Raw genomic sequence first — 13,957 nt, 5'->3', positions numbered from 1 at the left:
ATCAACCGTCATCCCAGCGAAAGCTGGGATCTCGCGCCACACCCGTTTCGATCGTGGCCTGAGACCCCAGCTTTCGCTGGGGCGACGTAGTCAGAGATTACGCCATGCACGCCTATCGTACGCACACCTGCGCCGCGCTGACCGCCGCCAATGTCGGCCAGGACGTCCGCCTGTCGGGCTGGGTGCACCGCAAGCGCGACCATGGCGGCGTGCTCTTCGTCGATCTGCGCGACCATTACGGCATCACCCAGGTCGTCGCCGACAGCGATTCGCCGGCTTTGCCGATCCTGGAAGGGTTGCGCGCCGAATCGGTCGTGACGATCGACGGCGTGGTCAAGGCGCGTGCCGAGGGCACCGCCAATCCGAACCTCGCGACCGGCGAGATCGAAGTGTTCGCGCGCGCCGTGACTGTCCAGTCGGCTGCTGCGGAACTGCCCATGCCGGTCGCCGGCGAGGCCGACTATCCCGAGGACATCCGCCTCCGCTACCGCTTCCTCGATTTGCGTCGCGAGCGGCTCCACAACAACATCGTGCTGCGCTCGAACGTGATTTCGAGCCTGCGCCGGCGGATGATCGATCAGGGTTTCACCGAGTTCCAGACACCGATCCTGACCGCGTCGAGCCCCGAAGGCGCGCGCGACTATCTGGTTCCGAGCCGTGTCCATCCGGGCAAATTCTATGCGCTTCCCCAAGCGCCGCAGATGTTCAAGCAGCTGCTGATGGTGGCCGGCTTCGACCGTTATTTCCAGATCGCGCCTTGCTTCCGCGACGAGGACGCCCGCGCCGACCGCAGCCCGGGCGAATTCTATCAGCTCGATTTCGAGATGAGCTACGTCACCCAGGACGACGTGTTCGCCGCGATCGAGCCGGTCTTGCACGGTGTGTTCGAGGAATTCGCCAACTGGCAAGGCAAGGGCCGCACCGTCAGCCCGCTGCCGTTCAAGCGCATTCCGTACAAGGAATCGATGCTGAAATACGGCAACGACAAGCCCGACCTTCGCAATCCGATCCTGATCACTGACGTGTCCGACCTGTTCAAGGGCTCGGGCTTCGGCCGCTTCGCCTCGATCGTCGAGGCGGGCGATGTCGTCCGCGCGATCCCGGCGCCAGGAACCGCCGAGAAGAGCCGCAAGTTCTTCGACGACATGAACAGCTGGGCGCAGTCGGAAGGCTTTGCCGGCCTCGGCTACGCGACGCGCAAGGGTGGCGTGTTCGGCGGGCCGATCGCCAACAACCATGGCGAGGAAGGCATGGCGAAGATCGCCGAGGCACTGGGTCTCGGCCCCGACGACGGCGTGTTCTTCGCCGCCGGCAAGGAAGCCCAGGCAGCCAAGCTCGCCGGCCTCGCGCGCACCCGCGTCGCCGAACAGCTCGATCTGATCGACGACAAGCGCTTCGAATTCTGCTGGATCGTCGACTTCCCGATGTTCGAATATGACGAGGACGCCAAGAAGGTCGACTTCAGCCACAACCCCTTCTCGATGCCGCAGGGCGAGCTCGAAGCGCTGGAGACCAAGGACCCGCTCGATATCCTGGCGTTCCAGTATGACATCGTCTGCAACGGCGTGGAGCTGTCCTCAGGCGCGATCCGGAACCACCGGCCCGAGATCATGTACAAGGCATTCGAAATCGCCGGCTACACCCAGCAGGATGTCGACACCAATTTCGCCGGCATGATCAACGCCTTCAAGTTCGGCGCGCCGCCGCACGGCGGGTCGGCGCCGGGCGTCGACCGCATCGTCATGCTGCTGGCCGACGAGCCCAATATTCGCGAGGTCATCGTCTTCCCGATGACGCAGAAGGCCGAGGATCTGATGATGGGCGCGCCCAACTTCGCCACCGCGAAGCAGCTGCGCGAACTCAACATCCGTCTGGTCGATCAGCCGAGCGGGGCAAAAGCCTCGCCGATCGCCCAGGCAGTCGCACCCGACGCCGGATGACGAGCGATCGGCCCGTGCGCGCGACCCCGCTTCGGGTTGCGACAGCGTTCGTGCTGATCTTCGTCGTCTATCAGGCGGCGGAGGGATTGCAGACGGTGATCGCGCCGGGCAATCCGGTGGGGCCGCTCCTCATGCTGTCTTCGCTCCTCCTGGCATGGCCGATCGGGCGCTGGCTGGGGTGGCGGGGCTATGACGCCTATCTGCTCGACCGGCGCGCAGCGTCGTTCGCCCTGCTGGCAGCCGGGATGGCGCTCGCGCTGCTGGCCAAATTTGCCACGCTGGCGGTAGCGCTTCGCATCGGCGCCTATATTCCGGACGGGACGGGGCCGACGCCGAATATCCTCATGCCGTTGGCGATCGGATTGTTGACAACGTTCGTTCCATCGGTCGCCGAAGACATTCTCACGCGTGGATTCCCGCTCAGGACCAGCGGGATTCGCTGGATGCCCGCGGCATTCATCGGCGTGAGTGCCTTGCTGTACACGCTCAACCACATCTGGCGGTTCGACTGGGGCTGGACCGAGCAGGTTCGCCTGTTCTGCCTGGGGCTTGCCTATGCCGCGGCGGCGTGGCGCTGGCGGACGCTTTGGGCAGCGGTCGCGTTGCATTGGGGCTGGAACTTCGCGGGCATCGTCGCCGATCTGGTCGAGCCCGTGCGGATTGTTGACAGCGACGCTGTGCGATTGCTCGGCGCCGCGGTCCATCTCGGGCTGCTCGCGATCGTGCTAGTGATGCCCGCACGGCAGCGCCAGCAAGGGAACCGGGGCGGATGATCATCGACCTCAAGAATTTCGAGAAAGGCGAGAAGTATCCCGGCGACTATGTCGCCGATCTCGCCAAGGTACAGAAACGGCTGGCGCATATCCAGGTCGCGCATATCCTGCACAAGCGGCGCGCGGTCGTGCTGTTCGAGGGTTGGGATGCCGCCGGCAAAGGCGGCATCGTCCAGCGCCTGACCGCCGAATGGGACCCGCGCAATTTCCAGGTCTGGCCGATCAAGGCACCAAGCCCGCAAGAGCTGGCACGGCATTTCCTCTGGCGGTTCTGGAACAAGCTTCCGGCGAACAGCAATATCGCGGTATTCGACCGGAGCTGGTATGGGCGCGTTCTGGTCGAGCGCGTGGAGAATTACGCGAGCGAGGCCGAATGGCGCCGCGGCTATGACGAGATCAACGAGTTCGAAGCGCAGCAGAGCGATTCGGGTACCACGATCGTCAAGCTGTTCGTCCATGTCACCCAGGAGGAACAGGACGAACGTCTGAAAGCGCGGCTCGAACATCCCTGGAAGCGCTGGAAGACGGGCTTCGAGGATTATCGCAACCGCGATCGGCGTGCCGATTATCTCGATGCGATGGCGGAGATGTTCCGGCGTACCGATACCCGCTGGGCACCATGGATCGCGATCGACGGCAACGACAAGCAATCGGCACGCATCACAGCGCTCAACGCGATCGCCGACCGACTGGAATCGCACGTGCCGATGGACCCGCCGCCGCTCGACCCCGAGCTGGAGAAGCTCGCGCGCAAGGCGTTGGGAATCTAGAAATCAGCCGGTTCACGCGGCTGTCCAACGACGGTACGATGCGGACATGTTCGACCGCATCTTCCTGAGCCACCCGCGCAGCATCGGCGAATCCTATCCCGAGCACGCCGTGACCGCCTTCGCCTTCGGCATCCGCATGATTGGAGGCGGGTTGGCTTGCCTCGTCCACGGGGTCGTGCCGGCGCTGTTCACGCGCACCGCGAGCAACACCGTCAAGGCGCTCTATGGCCGCATGAAGTCGCGACAGCCCGCCTATCAGCAACGGCCGCCAGCCTTCACCGAGCCCGATTGGCAGCTCGAATACGAGATCTGAGTTCGCCACCAGCAAACCGTTCGTGCTGAGCCTGTCGAAGCACGTTTGAGACTCACCGCCCTTCGACAGGCTCAGGGCGAACGGAGGTAAAGGCGTGATCCGCCACGTCGCCATTGTCGGCGCGGGCTTTTCGGGCACGTTGCAGGCGATCAACCTGCTGCGCCACGATGGTCCCAGCGCAACGTTGATCGAACGCGCTCCGGTGCCGGGGGAGGGGCTTGCCTATGGCGCGGCTTATCCCGGGCATGTGCTCAACGTGCGCGCGGCGAATATGAGCGCGCTGCCCGACGACCCGGATCATTTCGTCCGCTGGCTCGCCGAAAATGGCGAGGGCGACGCCGGTGCGACGTTTGTTCAGCGGGTCACCTATGGCGCCTATCTGCGCGACCTGCTGGCAAAGGCGCTGGCAAGTTGCGGCGGTCGGCTGAAGGTCGTCCATGGCGACGTCGTCGATGTCGCGCGATCGGGCGGCGGCGCGCGCGTTTCGCTGGCGGATGGCGCGACGATCGAGGCCGACACCGCGGTGCTCGCCGTCGGCAACCTGCCGCCGCACGATCCGCCGGGCTTTGCCGATGCCGGCCTGTCGGACGAGCGTTACAAGAGCGATTCCTGGGACCGCAGCGTGCCGCTCGGGCTGAACGACGACGATACCGTGCTGCTGGTCGGCACCGGGCTGACCATGGTCGACATCGCACTGCTGCTCGATTCGAGCGGGTTCAAGGGGCGGATCGTCGCCCTGTCGCGGCGCGGTCTGGTGCCGCACCGCCACGATTCGCCTGGCCCGATGTTTCCCAGGCTCGCCGAGCGCCCGGTCGCGACACCGTCCGAAATGGTGCGTTTGGTTCGCGAGCGCGGCGACGCGATCGGATGGCGCAACGCGGTCGATGAACTGCGTCCCTATACCCAGGCGATGTGGGCGAACGGCAGCGATGCCGATCGTGCGCGTTTCCTCCGCCATCTTCGCCCCTGGTGGGATGTGCACCGCCATCGCCTGGCGCCGGGCGTCGCCGATCGTCTGGCCGCAATGCAGGCACGCGGACAGTTGGAGATCGTTGCCGGCAAGACGATCGCCGCGGTGGAGGACGCAGGCAGCATCAGCGTGACCTGGCGTCGCCGCGGCAGCGACTCGCCCGAAACGCTGGCTGCACAGCGCATCATCAACTGCACGGGACCGCAAGGCGACCTGACGCGTACGACCGAGCTATTGCTCGCCACTTTGTACCGGCGCGGTGTGATCAGGCCCGATCCCGCGCATCTCGGGCTCGACGTCGATTCGCGCGCGCAGACGATCGCCGCCGATGGCGCCAGCAACGACTGGCTCTACGCGCTTGGCCCGATGACTCGTGGCGCCTTCTGGGAAATCGTCGCCGTGCCGGACATCAGGCAACAGACCTGGAACCTCGCCCGGCGCCTGTCCAACGCGCAATGGGTCGGTTGGGAAGGGCTCTGACGGCCCTCATTCCTTATTAACTGCGCGTGATTAAGCCCTTGGCGAGAAAGGGCAAAGCGTGGGACGAATTCTTTTCGCGATCGGTTTCTGGGCATTGGCCATTTGGCTTGCCTCGTCTCAATACGGTCTTGGGGTCGCGATCCCGCTGTCGATCCTACTCGGCGCACTCGGGCTGAAATTCTTCGCGGCCGGCGTGACGGTGCGGGTGTTCCTCATCATCGTCTCGATATTCTGGGGCCTTATAACCATTTCGACATTGGTCGAGGGTGTACGCTTGTTTCGTCGTGACCTGCTCGATCAGGCGAGCCGCCAATGGACGATCAGCGTATCACTGATCGGCCTCGCTATAACGTTCGTCGTCGCGATCCAGTCCGCGGAACGCAATTGGGAACACTATCGGCAAGGCATTGCGATCGCGAAGACGACCGCTCGCTGACGGTTTGTCGTCAGGCGGGCGCGAAATTCCCGTCGTCGTCCATCACGTGCAACACGCCGTCGGCGATGGCGAAATAGGCGCCGCGCAGCTTGAGCGTGCCTGCCGCCTCGCGCTCGGGAATGCACGGGAAAGTCCGCAGGTTACGCAATGATACGCGCACCGTTTCGAGCTCGAGCGCACGGATCGCTTCGGGGCCGGTGCCGTATTCGGCGATGATGCGATCGCGCGCTTCGTCGAGCATGTCGACCCAGTGATCGATGAACCCGCCATTGCCCGGGGCGGCGCCGTCGAAGCGCTTGGACAGGGCAGCGGCGACGCCGCCGCACGAGCCGTGGCCGAGCACGACGACTTCGGGCACTTCGAGCTGGGTCACCGCGAATTCGAGCGCGGCCGAGACGCCGTGGCGCCCGCCGCCCAACTCGAACGGCGGGACGAGGTTGGCGATGTTGCGGACCGAAAAGATTTCCCCGGGCGAGGCATCGAAAATCTGCGCCGGATCGACTCGGCTGTCCGAGCAAGCGATGACCATAACGCGCGGGCTCTGTGCCTCGCGCAATTGCGCCCAGCGCTCGTGCTGGCGGGACCAGCCATTCTCACGAAAACGATGATATCCGGTGATGAGGTCTGCGAAGTCGGCCATGCGTCGCCTTTGCCAAGTTGACGGGGGGGTGGCAAGCGCGGCTACAGGGTCTGTACTCAATGGCGGCGGGGATCGAGATTGCGTTGTGGAGCCCGTCGGCGAGGAGTGCAGCGCAGTCGCGTAGCTCGAGCTACGCGCAAGCAAGCGACGACGTCCGGCGGGCTCCACAACGCAACCGCGAAGCGGCGGGCGGATTTTGCCGCGTGGATGAACAGGTAAAACTGCCCCGGCAGTTTTAGCCGTGTCCGGGGGACACGGCGACCTGTTCATCGTCACTCGTCGGTCACGATGCTTACTGCATCGCTCCCTCCTCGCTCCTACCCACGCGACAAAATCCGCTCCGTCTCGGCCCCGCCGCCATTGAGTACAGACCCTAGGCTCGCTATCTGCGCGTGCATGAACGAGATCACTCCCGTCGCGCGTGAGCCGCGCCAGCGCAAGCCCGACTGGATTCGGGTCAAGGCACCGACCTCGGCCGGTTTCGCCGAGACGCGTGCGCTGATGCGCGCGAAGAGCCTGACGACGGTGTGCGAGGAAGCGGCTTGTCCGAATATCGGCGAATGCTGGTCGAAGAAGCACGCCACGGTGATGATCCTGGGCGATACGTGCACGCGCGCCTGTGCGTTCTGCAACGTCAAGACCGGCATGCCGCGCGCGGTCGATCCGATGGAGCCGCAGAATGTCGCCGATGCGGCGGCGCAGATGGGGCTGCAACATATCGTGGTGACTTCGGTCGACCGCGATGACCTGCCCGATGGCGGCGCCAGGCAGTTCGTCCGGGTGATCGAAGCGATCCGCAAGGCCAATCCGACCACGACGATCGAGATCCTGACTCCCGATTTCCGCAACAAGCACGAAGCGGCGGTCGAGGCGATCGTCGCGGCGCGTCCGGACGTCTACAACCACAATCTCGAAACCGTGCCGCGGCTCTACCCGACGATCCGTCCCGGCGCGCGTTACTATGCGTCGCTGCGGCTGCTCGAGTCGGTCAAGAAGCTCGACCCGTCTATCTTCACCAAATCGGGCGTCATGCTCGGGCTGGGCGAGGAACGGCTCGAGGTTCACCAAGTGATGGACGACATGCGCTCCGCCGATGTCGATTTCCTGACCATGGGCCAGTATCTCCAGCCCACCCCGCGCCACACCAAAGTGATGGATTTCGTCACGCCCCAGGCGTTCGACGCTTATGCCGCGATCGCGCGTGCCAAGGGGTTCCTGTTGGTCGCCTCGTCGCCGCTGACGCGGTCGAGCTATCATGCCGGAGACGATTTCGCGAAGATGAAGGCGGCACGCGACGCGAGACTCTCATCCGTCACCCCAGCGAAAGCTGGGGTATCAGGCGGTTGAGACCGGAGAGAAGGCTGGAGATGCCAGCTTACGCTGGCATGACGGACAAGGCTGATGCCACGCCACACTGAGACCCGCTTTCTGCCCTACTCGCCCGAACAGATGTTCGACCTGGTGGCTGATGTCGGTCGTTACGCGGAATTCCTGCCCTGGGTCAGCGCGGTCAGGCTGCGCAGCGATACGCAGAGCGAGATGGTTGCCGACCTGATCGTCGGGTTCAAAGGGCTGCGCGAGACCTTCACATCGAAAGTGAAGAAGGAGCGTCCAGCCAAGATCCATGTCGACTATATCGACGGCCCGCTCAAATACCTCAGCAACGATTGGTATTTCCGCGTCGCACCGGGCGGGTGCGAGGTCGATTTCGCGGTCGACTTCGCCTTCAGGAACCGCGTGTTCGAGATGCTCGCGGGGCAGGTCTTCTCGTCGGCGCTGACCCGGATGACGGGCGCGTTCGAGACGCGCGCGGCCCAGCTTTACGGCGCCGGGACGTCCGATCCGCGCGGCATCAGCAATTCGAGCGCGACCAGCGCCGCCTGAAGCCTGATCCCGCCGCGGCCGAGATCGCCGAAATCCTTGCGGTCGGCGACGACATCGGACGGATCGGCGTCACGCTCGGCGCGCGCGAACACCACGGTGCCGACCGGTTTCTTCTCGCTGCCGCCGCCGGGGCCGGCAATGCCGGTGATCGCCACCGCGAGGTCGGTGTCGGTCGCCTCCAGCGCGCCCTGCGCCATCGACCAGGCGGTCGCGATCGACACCGCGCCGAACGTATCGAGCACGTCATGGCTGACGCGGAGCATGTCCACCTTGGACTCGTTCGAATACGTCACAAAGCCGCCGAGCAGAACCTCCGAAGAGCCAGGGATTTCGGTGATCGCCGCAGCGACCAGACCGCCGGTGCAGCTTTCCGCGAGCGCGAATTTGCGGCCGAGCGCCTTGTTGGCGTCGACGACCTTGCGCGCCAGGGTAACGAGCTCGGCGGGCAGGACGGTGTCGATCGTCACGGTCGTGCCGTCGCCGGCGCCGCCGCGGCGACCGGGCAGATCGAAAACGGGCTGTCCTTCTTGTCCTTGCCCCCTGCGACGGAAGCGATCAGCACAATCAGGCCGGCGGTATTGGCAGGCGGCAGCGGCGACATCAGGCCGATCGCGCGATCGATCGTCGAGCAATCGCGCGGTTTGATGTCCTGGGCAATCGCGCCCGCGATCATCGGCCCCATCATCGGACGGAGCAATCTGGGATCGATCCCCGCCATGTCCTTGCCGCCGATCTTGCCGAACGCGGCCACTGCCTGCGGCCACGCGAGATCCGCCGGGGCCTGGTAACGCGCGACGAGCGGCGGCAGACCGCCACGTAGCGTCGCATTCTCGGGCAGCACATTGCTGCAGGCCCGCCCGACCTGCTGGAACACATCCGGCAGCACCGCGGTGATCAGCGATTGCGCCTCCACCTCGGTCAGACAGGGTTGCGGCTCGGCCGCCGCCTGCGCGGTCGTCGCCGCCATGCCCATCCACAGCGCGATGGCCGCGCCCGTCAACTTCTTCATTGTGTGTCCCTTAGATCCTGATGGTCACCACCGCCTGCGCGGCAATCCCCTCGCCACGGCCGGTGAAACCCAGCCGCTCGGTCGTCGTCGCCTTGACGCTAATCTGCTCGCGCGACACCCGCAACAGCGTCGCGACGCGATCGCGGATAGTGTCGCGATATGGGCCGATCTTGGGGGCTTCGCAGATGATCGTCAGGTCGACGAAATCGATCGTGCCGCCCTTGGCCGCCACGAGCGAGGCGGCGTGTTCGAGGAATTGTCCCGACTCGGCGCCTTTCCATCGCGGATCGCTCGGCGGGAAATGCTGGCCGATATCGCCCGCGGCGATCGTGCCCAGCACTGCATCGGTGATGGCGTGGAGCGCGACATCGGCGTCGCTATGCCCTGATAAGCCCTTGTCGTGCGGGATCAGCACGCCGCCTAGCCACAAACGCTCTCCGGCGACGAGGCGGTGGACGTCGTATCCGGTCGCTGTCCTGACGCGCATCATCGCTCCCAGCCTAGCTTCGGCTAGCGCGATGTCGCCGGGATAGGTGATCTTGTCGAGCAGCGGGTCGCCGTCGACAATCGCCACATCATGCCCGGCGCGGCGCAATATCTGCGCGTCGTCGGTCGCTTCCTCGTCGATTGGCCAGGCGCGATGCGCGGCAAGGATGGCGGCGTAATCGAACGCTTGCGGCGTCTGCACGCGCACCAGAGCCGACCTATCCACCGTGTCACCGAGAGCATCGCCTTTCCGGGCGATCGTGTCGGCGACGGGAAGGGTAGGGACCGCGCCCTTGGCGCTATCCAGTGCGAGTAGCAGTCGATCGATCACCGCTGCGGGCACGATGGGGCGCGCTGCATCGTGGACCAAAACGCGCCGCGCTTCACCGATCGCCTCGAGCCCGTTCAGTACCGACTCGCGGCGTGTCGCGCCGCCAATTGCCGTCTCTCCCTCGACGAATGACTCGTTGCCGGCCGCGACCACCGTGACGACACGATCGATCCCGGGATGCGCGGCCAGCGCGCGCCGGCTATGGTCGACCAGCGACAGCCCGGCGAGCGGCAGGAATTGCTTGGGCGTATCGCCGCCGATCCGCTCGCCTTTTCCGGCGGCAACGATCAGGGCAATTGTTTCGGCAGACATGGCCGCGCGCCTAGCGCACCCTGCTTGGCCTTGCCAGCGCCATCGCGCCGAGCTATGCGCTGCCCGATTTTTAAGCACATGACCAAGCTCGCGCCCATCCAGGTCGGTCCGGTCCGGATCGAGACCCCGGTGATCCTCGCGCCCATGACGGGCGTGAGCGATCTGCCGTTCCGTCGCCTCGTGCGGCGCTTCGGCTCGGGGCTCAACGTGACCGAGATGATCGCCAGCCAGGCCGCGATCCGCGAAACCCGCCAGTCGATCCAGAAGGCGATGTGGGATGCGATCGAAGAGCCTGTCTCGATGCAGCTGGTCGGCTGCACGCCGTTCGAGATGGGCGAGGCGGCCAAGCTCGCGGAAGACAAGGGCGCGGCGATCGTCGACATCAATATGGGCTGTCCCGTCCGCAAGGTGACCAATGGCGATGCCGGATCGGCGCTGATGCGCGACCTCAAGCTCGCCAGTGCGATCGTCGCGGCCTGCGTCAAGGCGGTGAAGGTCCCCGTCACGCTCAAGATGCGGATGGGCTGGGACCATGCCAGCCTCAACGCCCCCGAGCTCGCGCGGATCGCCGAGGATCTCGGCGTGCAGATGGTCACCGTCCACGGCCGCACGCGCAACCAGATGTACAAGGGTGAGGCCGATTGGGGCTTCGTCCGCTCGGTGAAGCAAGCAGTTAGGGTGCCGGTGATCGTCAACGGCGATATCTGTTCGTCGGAAGATGCGGTGAAGGCGCTGGAACTGTCGGGCGCAGACGGCGTCATGATCGGCCGCGGCTCGTACGGCAAGCCGTGGCTGCTCGCCCAGGTGATGGCGTATCTGCAACAGGGCCGGGCAGTCGCCGAGCCGTCCATCGATGAACAATATAATGTCATCGCAGGGCATTACGACGATATGCTCGACCATTATGGCACCGAGACGGGCGTCAACATGATGCGCAAGCATATCGGCTGGTATACCAAGGGCCTGCCCGGCTCGGCCGAATTCCGCAACAAGGTGAACCAGGAACCTGACGCCAATCGCGTCAAGGCGATGCTGGCTGATTTCTATGCGCCCTGGCGAGCCCGCGCCGCTGCCTGAGTCGCCCAATTTCGCCGAGCTTTTCGCCGGGCTGCCGATCGCCATTCTCGTGGTCGATCCCGAGGGACTGGTGCGCAATGCCAATGGCGAATGCGAATTGCTGCTGAACCAGTCCGAGCGCGCGATGCGCGGCCTGCCGCTTGCCGATGTGTTGACGCCGCCGCCTGGGGCAGGGGACGGACGGGCGGTATCGGCGTTCGATTTCGATATCGGTACCGAACGCACCGGCCGGCTCCGCGTCGACTATTATGAGACGCCGGTCGCCGACCATGACGGATGGCGGGCGATCGCGCTCCACGCCATCAGCGGTACGCGCAAGGTCGGCCAATCTGCCGAACGTGGCGGGGCGCGCGCCGTCATCGGCGCGGCGGCGATGCTCGGTCACGAGATCAAGAACCCGTTGTCGGGGATTCGCGGCGCGGCGCAATTGCTCGCCGCCGAAGGCGCCGGCGCCGAACTCACCACGCTGATCACGACCGAGGTCGACCGCATCGCCGCCCTGATCGACAAGATGCAGGATTTCACCGGACGCCAGGTCAATCCGCAGCCGACCAATATCTACCCTTTGCTCGATCACGCGCGGCGCGTCGCCCAGACCGGTTTCGCGCGCGACATCACGATCGAGGAAAGCTTCGACCCTTCGCTGCCGCCGGTCCTCGCCGACAATGACGCGCTGTTGCAGATTGTCATCAACCTGTTGAAAAACGCCGCCGAAGCGCTCGATGACGTCAAGAAGCCGCGGATCCTGATCTCAACCGCTTACCGTCACGGCCTGGCGGTCGACGCCGGGCCCGGCCAACCGCGGCGTGGTCTGCCGATCGAATTGTGCGTGATCGACAATGGCGCCGGTGCGCCTGCCGATATCGCCGATCATTTGTTCAGCCCGTTCGTGTCGAGCAAGCCCGAAGGGCAGGGGCTTGGCCTCGCTTTGGTCGACAAATTGGTGCGCGATATGGGCGGCGTCGTGCAATATTCGCGCGAAGGGGCGCCCGAAATGACCATCTTCCGTATCCTGCTGGCGCGCGCGCAATGAGTCGGTCGGGCGACATCCTGGTGCTCGATGACGATTCGGCGATCCGCACGGTCGTCGCGCATGCTCTGCGCCGTGCCGGGCACCGCGTGAGAACGACCGCCAGTCTTGCCGAGTTCAACCGCGAATTGCGCGCCGCTATGCCCGATGTGGTGGTGAGCGACGTTGTCCTCCCCGACGGCAACGGCCTCGATATGGTGGCGGGATTGGTCCAGACCTATCCGCAGCTGCCGGTCATCGTCCTGTCGGCGCAGAATACGCTGACGACGGCGGTGCGCGCGACCGAGGTCGGTGCCTATGACTATCTGCCCAAGCCGTTCGACCTCGACGATCTGACGCGGGCGGTAGACGGCGCGCTCGCGCGGCAGGGTGGCGGTGCCGCCGAAGCGCTCGAAGACGCCGATCGCGCGCTGCCGTTGATCGGCCGATCGCCGGCGATGCAGGACGTCTATCGCGTGATTGCGCGCGTGATCTCGAACGATCTCACCGTGCTGATCTCGGGCGAATCGGGGACGGGCAAGGAGTTGGTCGCGCGTGCCATCCACGATCTCGGTCCGCGCGCGCATGCGCCGTTCCTGGCGATCAACATGGCGGCAATCCCGCGCGAGCTGATCGAGGCGGAATTGTTCGGTCATGAACGCGGCGCCTTTACCGGGGCGCAGGCACGATCGGCCGGGCGGTTCGAGCAGGCCGCAGGGGGCACATTGTTCCTCGACGAGATCGGCGACATGCCGCTCGAGGCGCAGACGCGGTTGTTGCGCGTGCTGCAATCGGGTGAGTTCACCACGGTGGGTGGCGCTCGGACGATCAGGGCCGACGTCCGCATCGTCGCGGCGACCAATCGTGACCTCAATGCGCTGGTCCAGTCGGGGCAATTCCGAGAAGATTTATTCTATCGTCTCAACGTCGTACCGGTCACTCTTCCAGCTTTGCGCGAACGGCGCCAGGACATTGCGCTGCTGGCGCGCCACTTCCTCGATCGCGCCGCCGAGAATGGCCTGCCGCGCAAGCGCCTGGACGAGGCGGCAATCGTCGCGCTCGAGGCGCATGACTGGCCGGGCAATGTCCGCGAGCTCGAAAACATCATGCGGCGGCTGGCAGTGCTGAGTCGCGACGAGGTGATCGGCGCGGGCGAATTGGGCAGCGTCATCGGCATGCCGTCGGCGGCGGTACCGGTCGGCGCCCTCGATCTCGACGCAGCGGTGCGAGCGCGGCTCGACCGTATCGCCCGCGAAGATCCACGCGCGCTCGACGACGGCACGCTCTACGAGCGGATCATCGCGGAAGTCGAACGGCCGCTGATCGAGGCGATGCTCGCGCGTCATGGCGGCAATCAGTTGCGAGCCGCGCGCGCGATGGGAATAAACCGCAATACGCTGAGGAAACGCCTCGACACCTTGGGGATCGAGCCAGGGGGCACGGCGGACGGGGGCTGATCCACGACGGTTTGACGTCAATTATGTGTTTTCCTTGCCACGCAACCGTTGTATTCCTGCAACGATGAGT

At 65.2% G+C, this 13,957-nt stretch carries 15 protein-coding genes; 11 read left to right on the top strand and 4 right to left on the bottom strand.

Annotated elements, in window-relative coordinates:
* Nucleotides 1–104: 104 nt before the first annotated feature.
* From aspS to SMA01S_RS07245, 6 genes are all read left to right on the top strand, one after another.
* Nucleotides 105–1,940, top strand: coding sequence for an aspartate--tRNA ligase (aspS, locus tag SMA01S_RS07270; RefSeq protein ID WP_066819839.1), 1,836 nt, complete (start codon nucleotides 105–107; stop codon nucleotides 1,938–1,940).
* Between the two features lie 14 nt (nucleotides 1,941–1,954).
* The gene (locus SMA01S_RS07265) at nucleotides 1,955–2,713 is read left to right on the top strand and encodes a CPBP family intramembrane glutamic endopeptidase (protein WP_218016851.1); all 759 of its coding nucleotides are present in this window, start codon (nucleotides 1,955–1,957) and stop codon (nucleotides 2,711–2,713) included.
* The gene (locus SMA01S_RS07260) at nucleotides 2,710–3,483 is read left to right on the top strand and encodes a polyphosphate kinase 2 family protein (protein ID WP_066819835.1); all 774 of its coding nucleotides are present in this window, start codon (nucleotides 2,710–2,712) and stop codon (nucleotides 3,481–3,483) included. The genes SMA01S_RS07265 and SMA01S_RS07260 overlap by 4 nt, the downstream gene beginning before the upstream one ends.
* Before the next feature lie 46 nt (nucleotides 3,484–3,529).
* Nucleotides 3,530–3,796: a DUF6356 family protein gene (locus tag SMA01S_RS07255; protein ID WP_066819833.1), complete on the top strand. Its 267-nt coding sequence runs from the start codon at nucleotides 3,530–3,532 to the stop codon at nucleotides 3,794–3,796.
* A 94-nt stretch (nucleotides 3,797–3,890) separates the two neighbouring features.
* The gene (locus SMA01S_RS07250) at nucleotides 3,891–5,246 is read left to right on the top strand and encodes an FAD/NAD(P)-binding protein (protein WP_066819831.1); all 1,356 of its coding nucleotides are present in this window, start codon (nucleotides 3,891–3,893) and stop codon (nucleotides 5,244–5,246) included.
* A gap of 58 nt (nucleotides 5,247–5,304) precedes the next feature.
* On the top strand, nucleotides 5,305–5,682 hold the full coding sequence (locus SMA01S_RS07245; RefSeq protein WP_066819829.1) for a hypothetical protein: 378 nt from the start codon (nucleotides 5,305–5,307) through the stop codon (nucleotides 5,680–5,682).
* Between the two features lie 10 nt (nucleotides 5,683–5,692).
* Here the strand turns inward: SMA01S_RS07245 and SMA01S_RS07240 are convergent, their stop codons facing one another.
* Complete coding sequence (locus tag SMA01S_RS07240) at nucleotides 5,693–6,322, bottom strand: carbonic anhydrase (protein WP_066819827.1); 630 nt, start codon at nucleotides 6,320–6,322, stop codon at nucleotides 5,693–5,695.
* A 396-nt stretch (nucleotides 6,323–6,718) separates the two neighbouring features.
* Here SMA01S_RS07240 and lipA point away from each other — a divergent pair, with 396 nt between their 5' ends.
* Both lipA and SMA01S_RS07230 read left to right on the top strand, forming a co-directional pair.
* Nucleotides 6,719–7,669 carry a lipoyl synthase gene (gene lipA, locus SMA01S_RS07235; protein WP_066819825.1) on the top strand — a complete coding sequence of 317 codons (951 nt, stop codon included), beginning with the start codon at nucleotides 6,719–6,721 and terminating at the stop codon, nucleotides 7,667–7,669.
* Between the two features lie 54 nt (nucleotides 7,670–7,723).
* Nucleotides 7,724–8,206: a type II toxin-antitoxin system RatA family toxin gene (locus SMA01S_RS07230; RefSeq protein ID WP_066819824.1), complete on the top strand. Its 483-nt coding sequence runs from the start codon at nucleotides 7,724–7,726 to the stop codon at nucleotides 8,204–8,206.
* On the opposite strand, the gene SMA01S_RS07225 is transcribed toward SMA01S_RS07230, so the two are convergent.
* From SMA01S_RS07225 to SMA01S_RS07215, 3 genes are read right to left on the bottom strand one after another with little or no spacing between them, the layout of a single operon-like run.
* Nucleotides 8,143–8,673, bottom strand: a complete 531-nt coding sequence (locus SMA01S_RS07225; RefSeq protein WP_066819823.1) for a CinA family protein — start codon at nucleotides 8,671–8,673, stop codon at nucleotides 8,143–8,145. The genes SMA01S_RS07230 and SMA01S_RS07225 overlap by 64 nt on opposite strands.
* Complete coding sequence (locus SMA01S_RS07220; RefSeq protein ID WP_066819821.1) at nucleotides 8,670–9,215, bottom strand: hypothetical protein; 546 nt, start codon at nucleotides 9,213–9,215, stop codon at nucleotides 8,670–8,672. The genes SMA01S_RS07225 and SMA01S_RS07220 overlap by 4 nt, the downstream gene beginning before the upstream one ends.
* A gap of 10 nt (nucleotides 9,216–9,225) precedes the next feature.
* Entirely contained in the window at nucleotides 9,226–10,344 is a 1,119-nt protein-coding gene (locus tag SMA01S_RS07215; protein WP_066819819.1) for a bifunctional 2-C-methyl-D-erythritol 4-phosphate cytidylyltransferase/2-C-methyl-D-erythritol 2,4-cyclodiphosphate synthase, read from the bottom strand.
* 78 nt (nucleotides 10,345–10,422) lie between these two features.
* Here SMA01S_RS07215 and dusB point away from each other — a divergent pair, with 78 nt between their 5' ends.
* From dusB to ntrC, 3 genes are read left to right on the top strand one after another with little or no spacing between them, the layout of a single operon-like run.
* Nucleotides 10,423–11,421 (top strand): tRNA dihydrouridine synthase DusB, encoded by a 999-nt coding sequence (gene dusB / locus SMA01S_RS07210; protein WP_066819816.1) that lies wholly within the window; start codon nucleotides 10,423–10,425, stop codon nucleotides 11,419–11,421.
* Nucleotides 11,390–12,454 carry a two-component system sensor histidine kinase NtrB gene (locus SMA01S_RS07205; RefSeq protein WP_066819814.1) on the top strand — a complete coding sequence of 355 codons (1,065 nt, stop codon included), beginning with the start codon at nucleotides 11,390–11,392 and terminating at the stop codon, nucleotides 12,452–12,454. Before dusB ends, SMA01S_RS07205 begins: the two co-directional genes overlap by 32 nt.
* Nucleotides 12,451–13,887, top strand: coding sequence for a nitrogen regulation protein NR(I) (gene ntrC / locus SMA01S_RS07200; RefSeq protein WP_066819812.1), 1,437 nt, complete (start codon nucleotides 12,451–12,453; stop codon nucleotides 13,885–13,887). The genes SMA01S_RS07205 and ntrC overlap by 4 nt, the downstream gene beginning before the upstream one ends.
* Nucleotides 13,888–13,957 lie beyond the last annotated feature (70 nt).

The sequence above is a fragment of the Sphingomonas mali NBRC 15500 genome (assembly GCF_001598415.1).
Lineage (GTDB): Bacteria > Pseudomonadota > Alphaproteobacteria > Sphingomonadales > Sphingomonadaceae > Sphingomonas > Sphingomonas mali.
Note: the sequence above shows the minus strand (reverse complement) of the source record. Positions and strands in the feature narration are given on the sequence as shown.

Excerpts from the sequence above, each read along its gene's own strand:
- aspS (WP_066819839.1), top strand. The coding sequence starts at position 105 with ATGCACGCCTATCGTACGCACACCTGCGCCGCGCTGACCGCCGCCAAT.
- SMA01S_RS07260 (WP_066819835.1), top strand. The coding sequence starts at position 2,710 with ATGATCATCGACCTCAAGAATTTCGAGAAAGGCGAGAAGTATCCCGGC.
- SMA01S_RS07255 (WP_066819833.1), top strand. The coding sequence starts at position 3,530 with ATGTTCGACCGCATCTTCCTGAGCCACCCGCGCAGCATCGGCGAATCC.
- SMA01S_RS07240 (WP_066819827.1), bottom strand. The coding sequence starts at position 6,322 with ATGGCCGACTTCGCAGACCTCATCACCGGATATCATCGTTTTCGTGAG.
- lipA (WP_066819825.1), top strand. The coding sequence starts at position 6,719 with ATGAACGAGATCACTCCCGTCGCGCGTGAGCCGCGCCAGCGCAAGCCC.
- SMA01S_RS07230 (WP_066819824.1), top strand. The coding sequence starts at position 7,724 with ATGCCACGCCACACTGAGACCCGCTTTCTGCCCTACTCGCCCGAACAG.
- SMA01S_RS07220 (WP_066819821.1), bottom strand. The coding sequence starts at position 9,215 with ATGAAGAAGTTGACGGGCGCGGCCATCGCGCTGTGGATGGGCATGGCG.
- SMA01S_RS07215 (WP_066819819.1), bottom strand. The coding sequence starts at position 10,344 with ATGTCTGCCGAAACAATTGCCCTGATCGTTGCCGCCGGAAAAGGCGAG.
- dusB (WP_066819816.1), top strand. The coding sequence starts at position 10,423 with ATGACCAAGCTCGCGCCCATCCAGGTCGGTCCGGTCCGGATCGAGACC.
- SMA01S_RS07205 (WP_066819814.1), top strand. The coding sequence starts at position 11,390 with ATGCGCCCTGGCGAGCCCGCGCCGCTGCCTGAGTCGCCCAATTTCGCC.
- ntrC (WP_066819812.1), top strand. The coding sequence starts at position 12,451 with ATGAGTCGGTCGGGCGACATCCTGGTGCTCGATGACGATTCGGCGATC.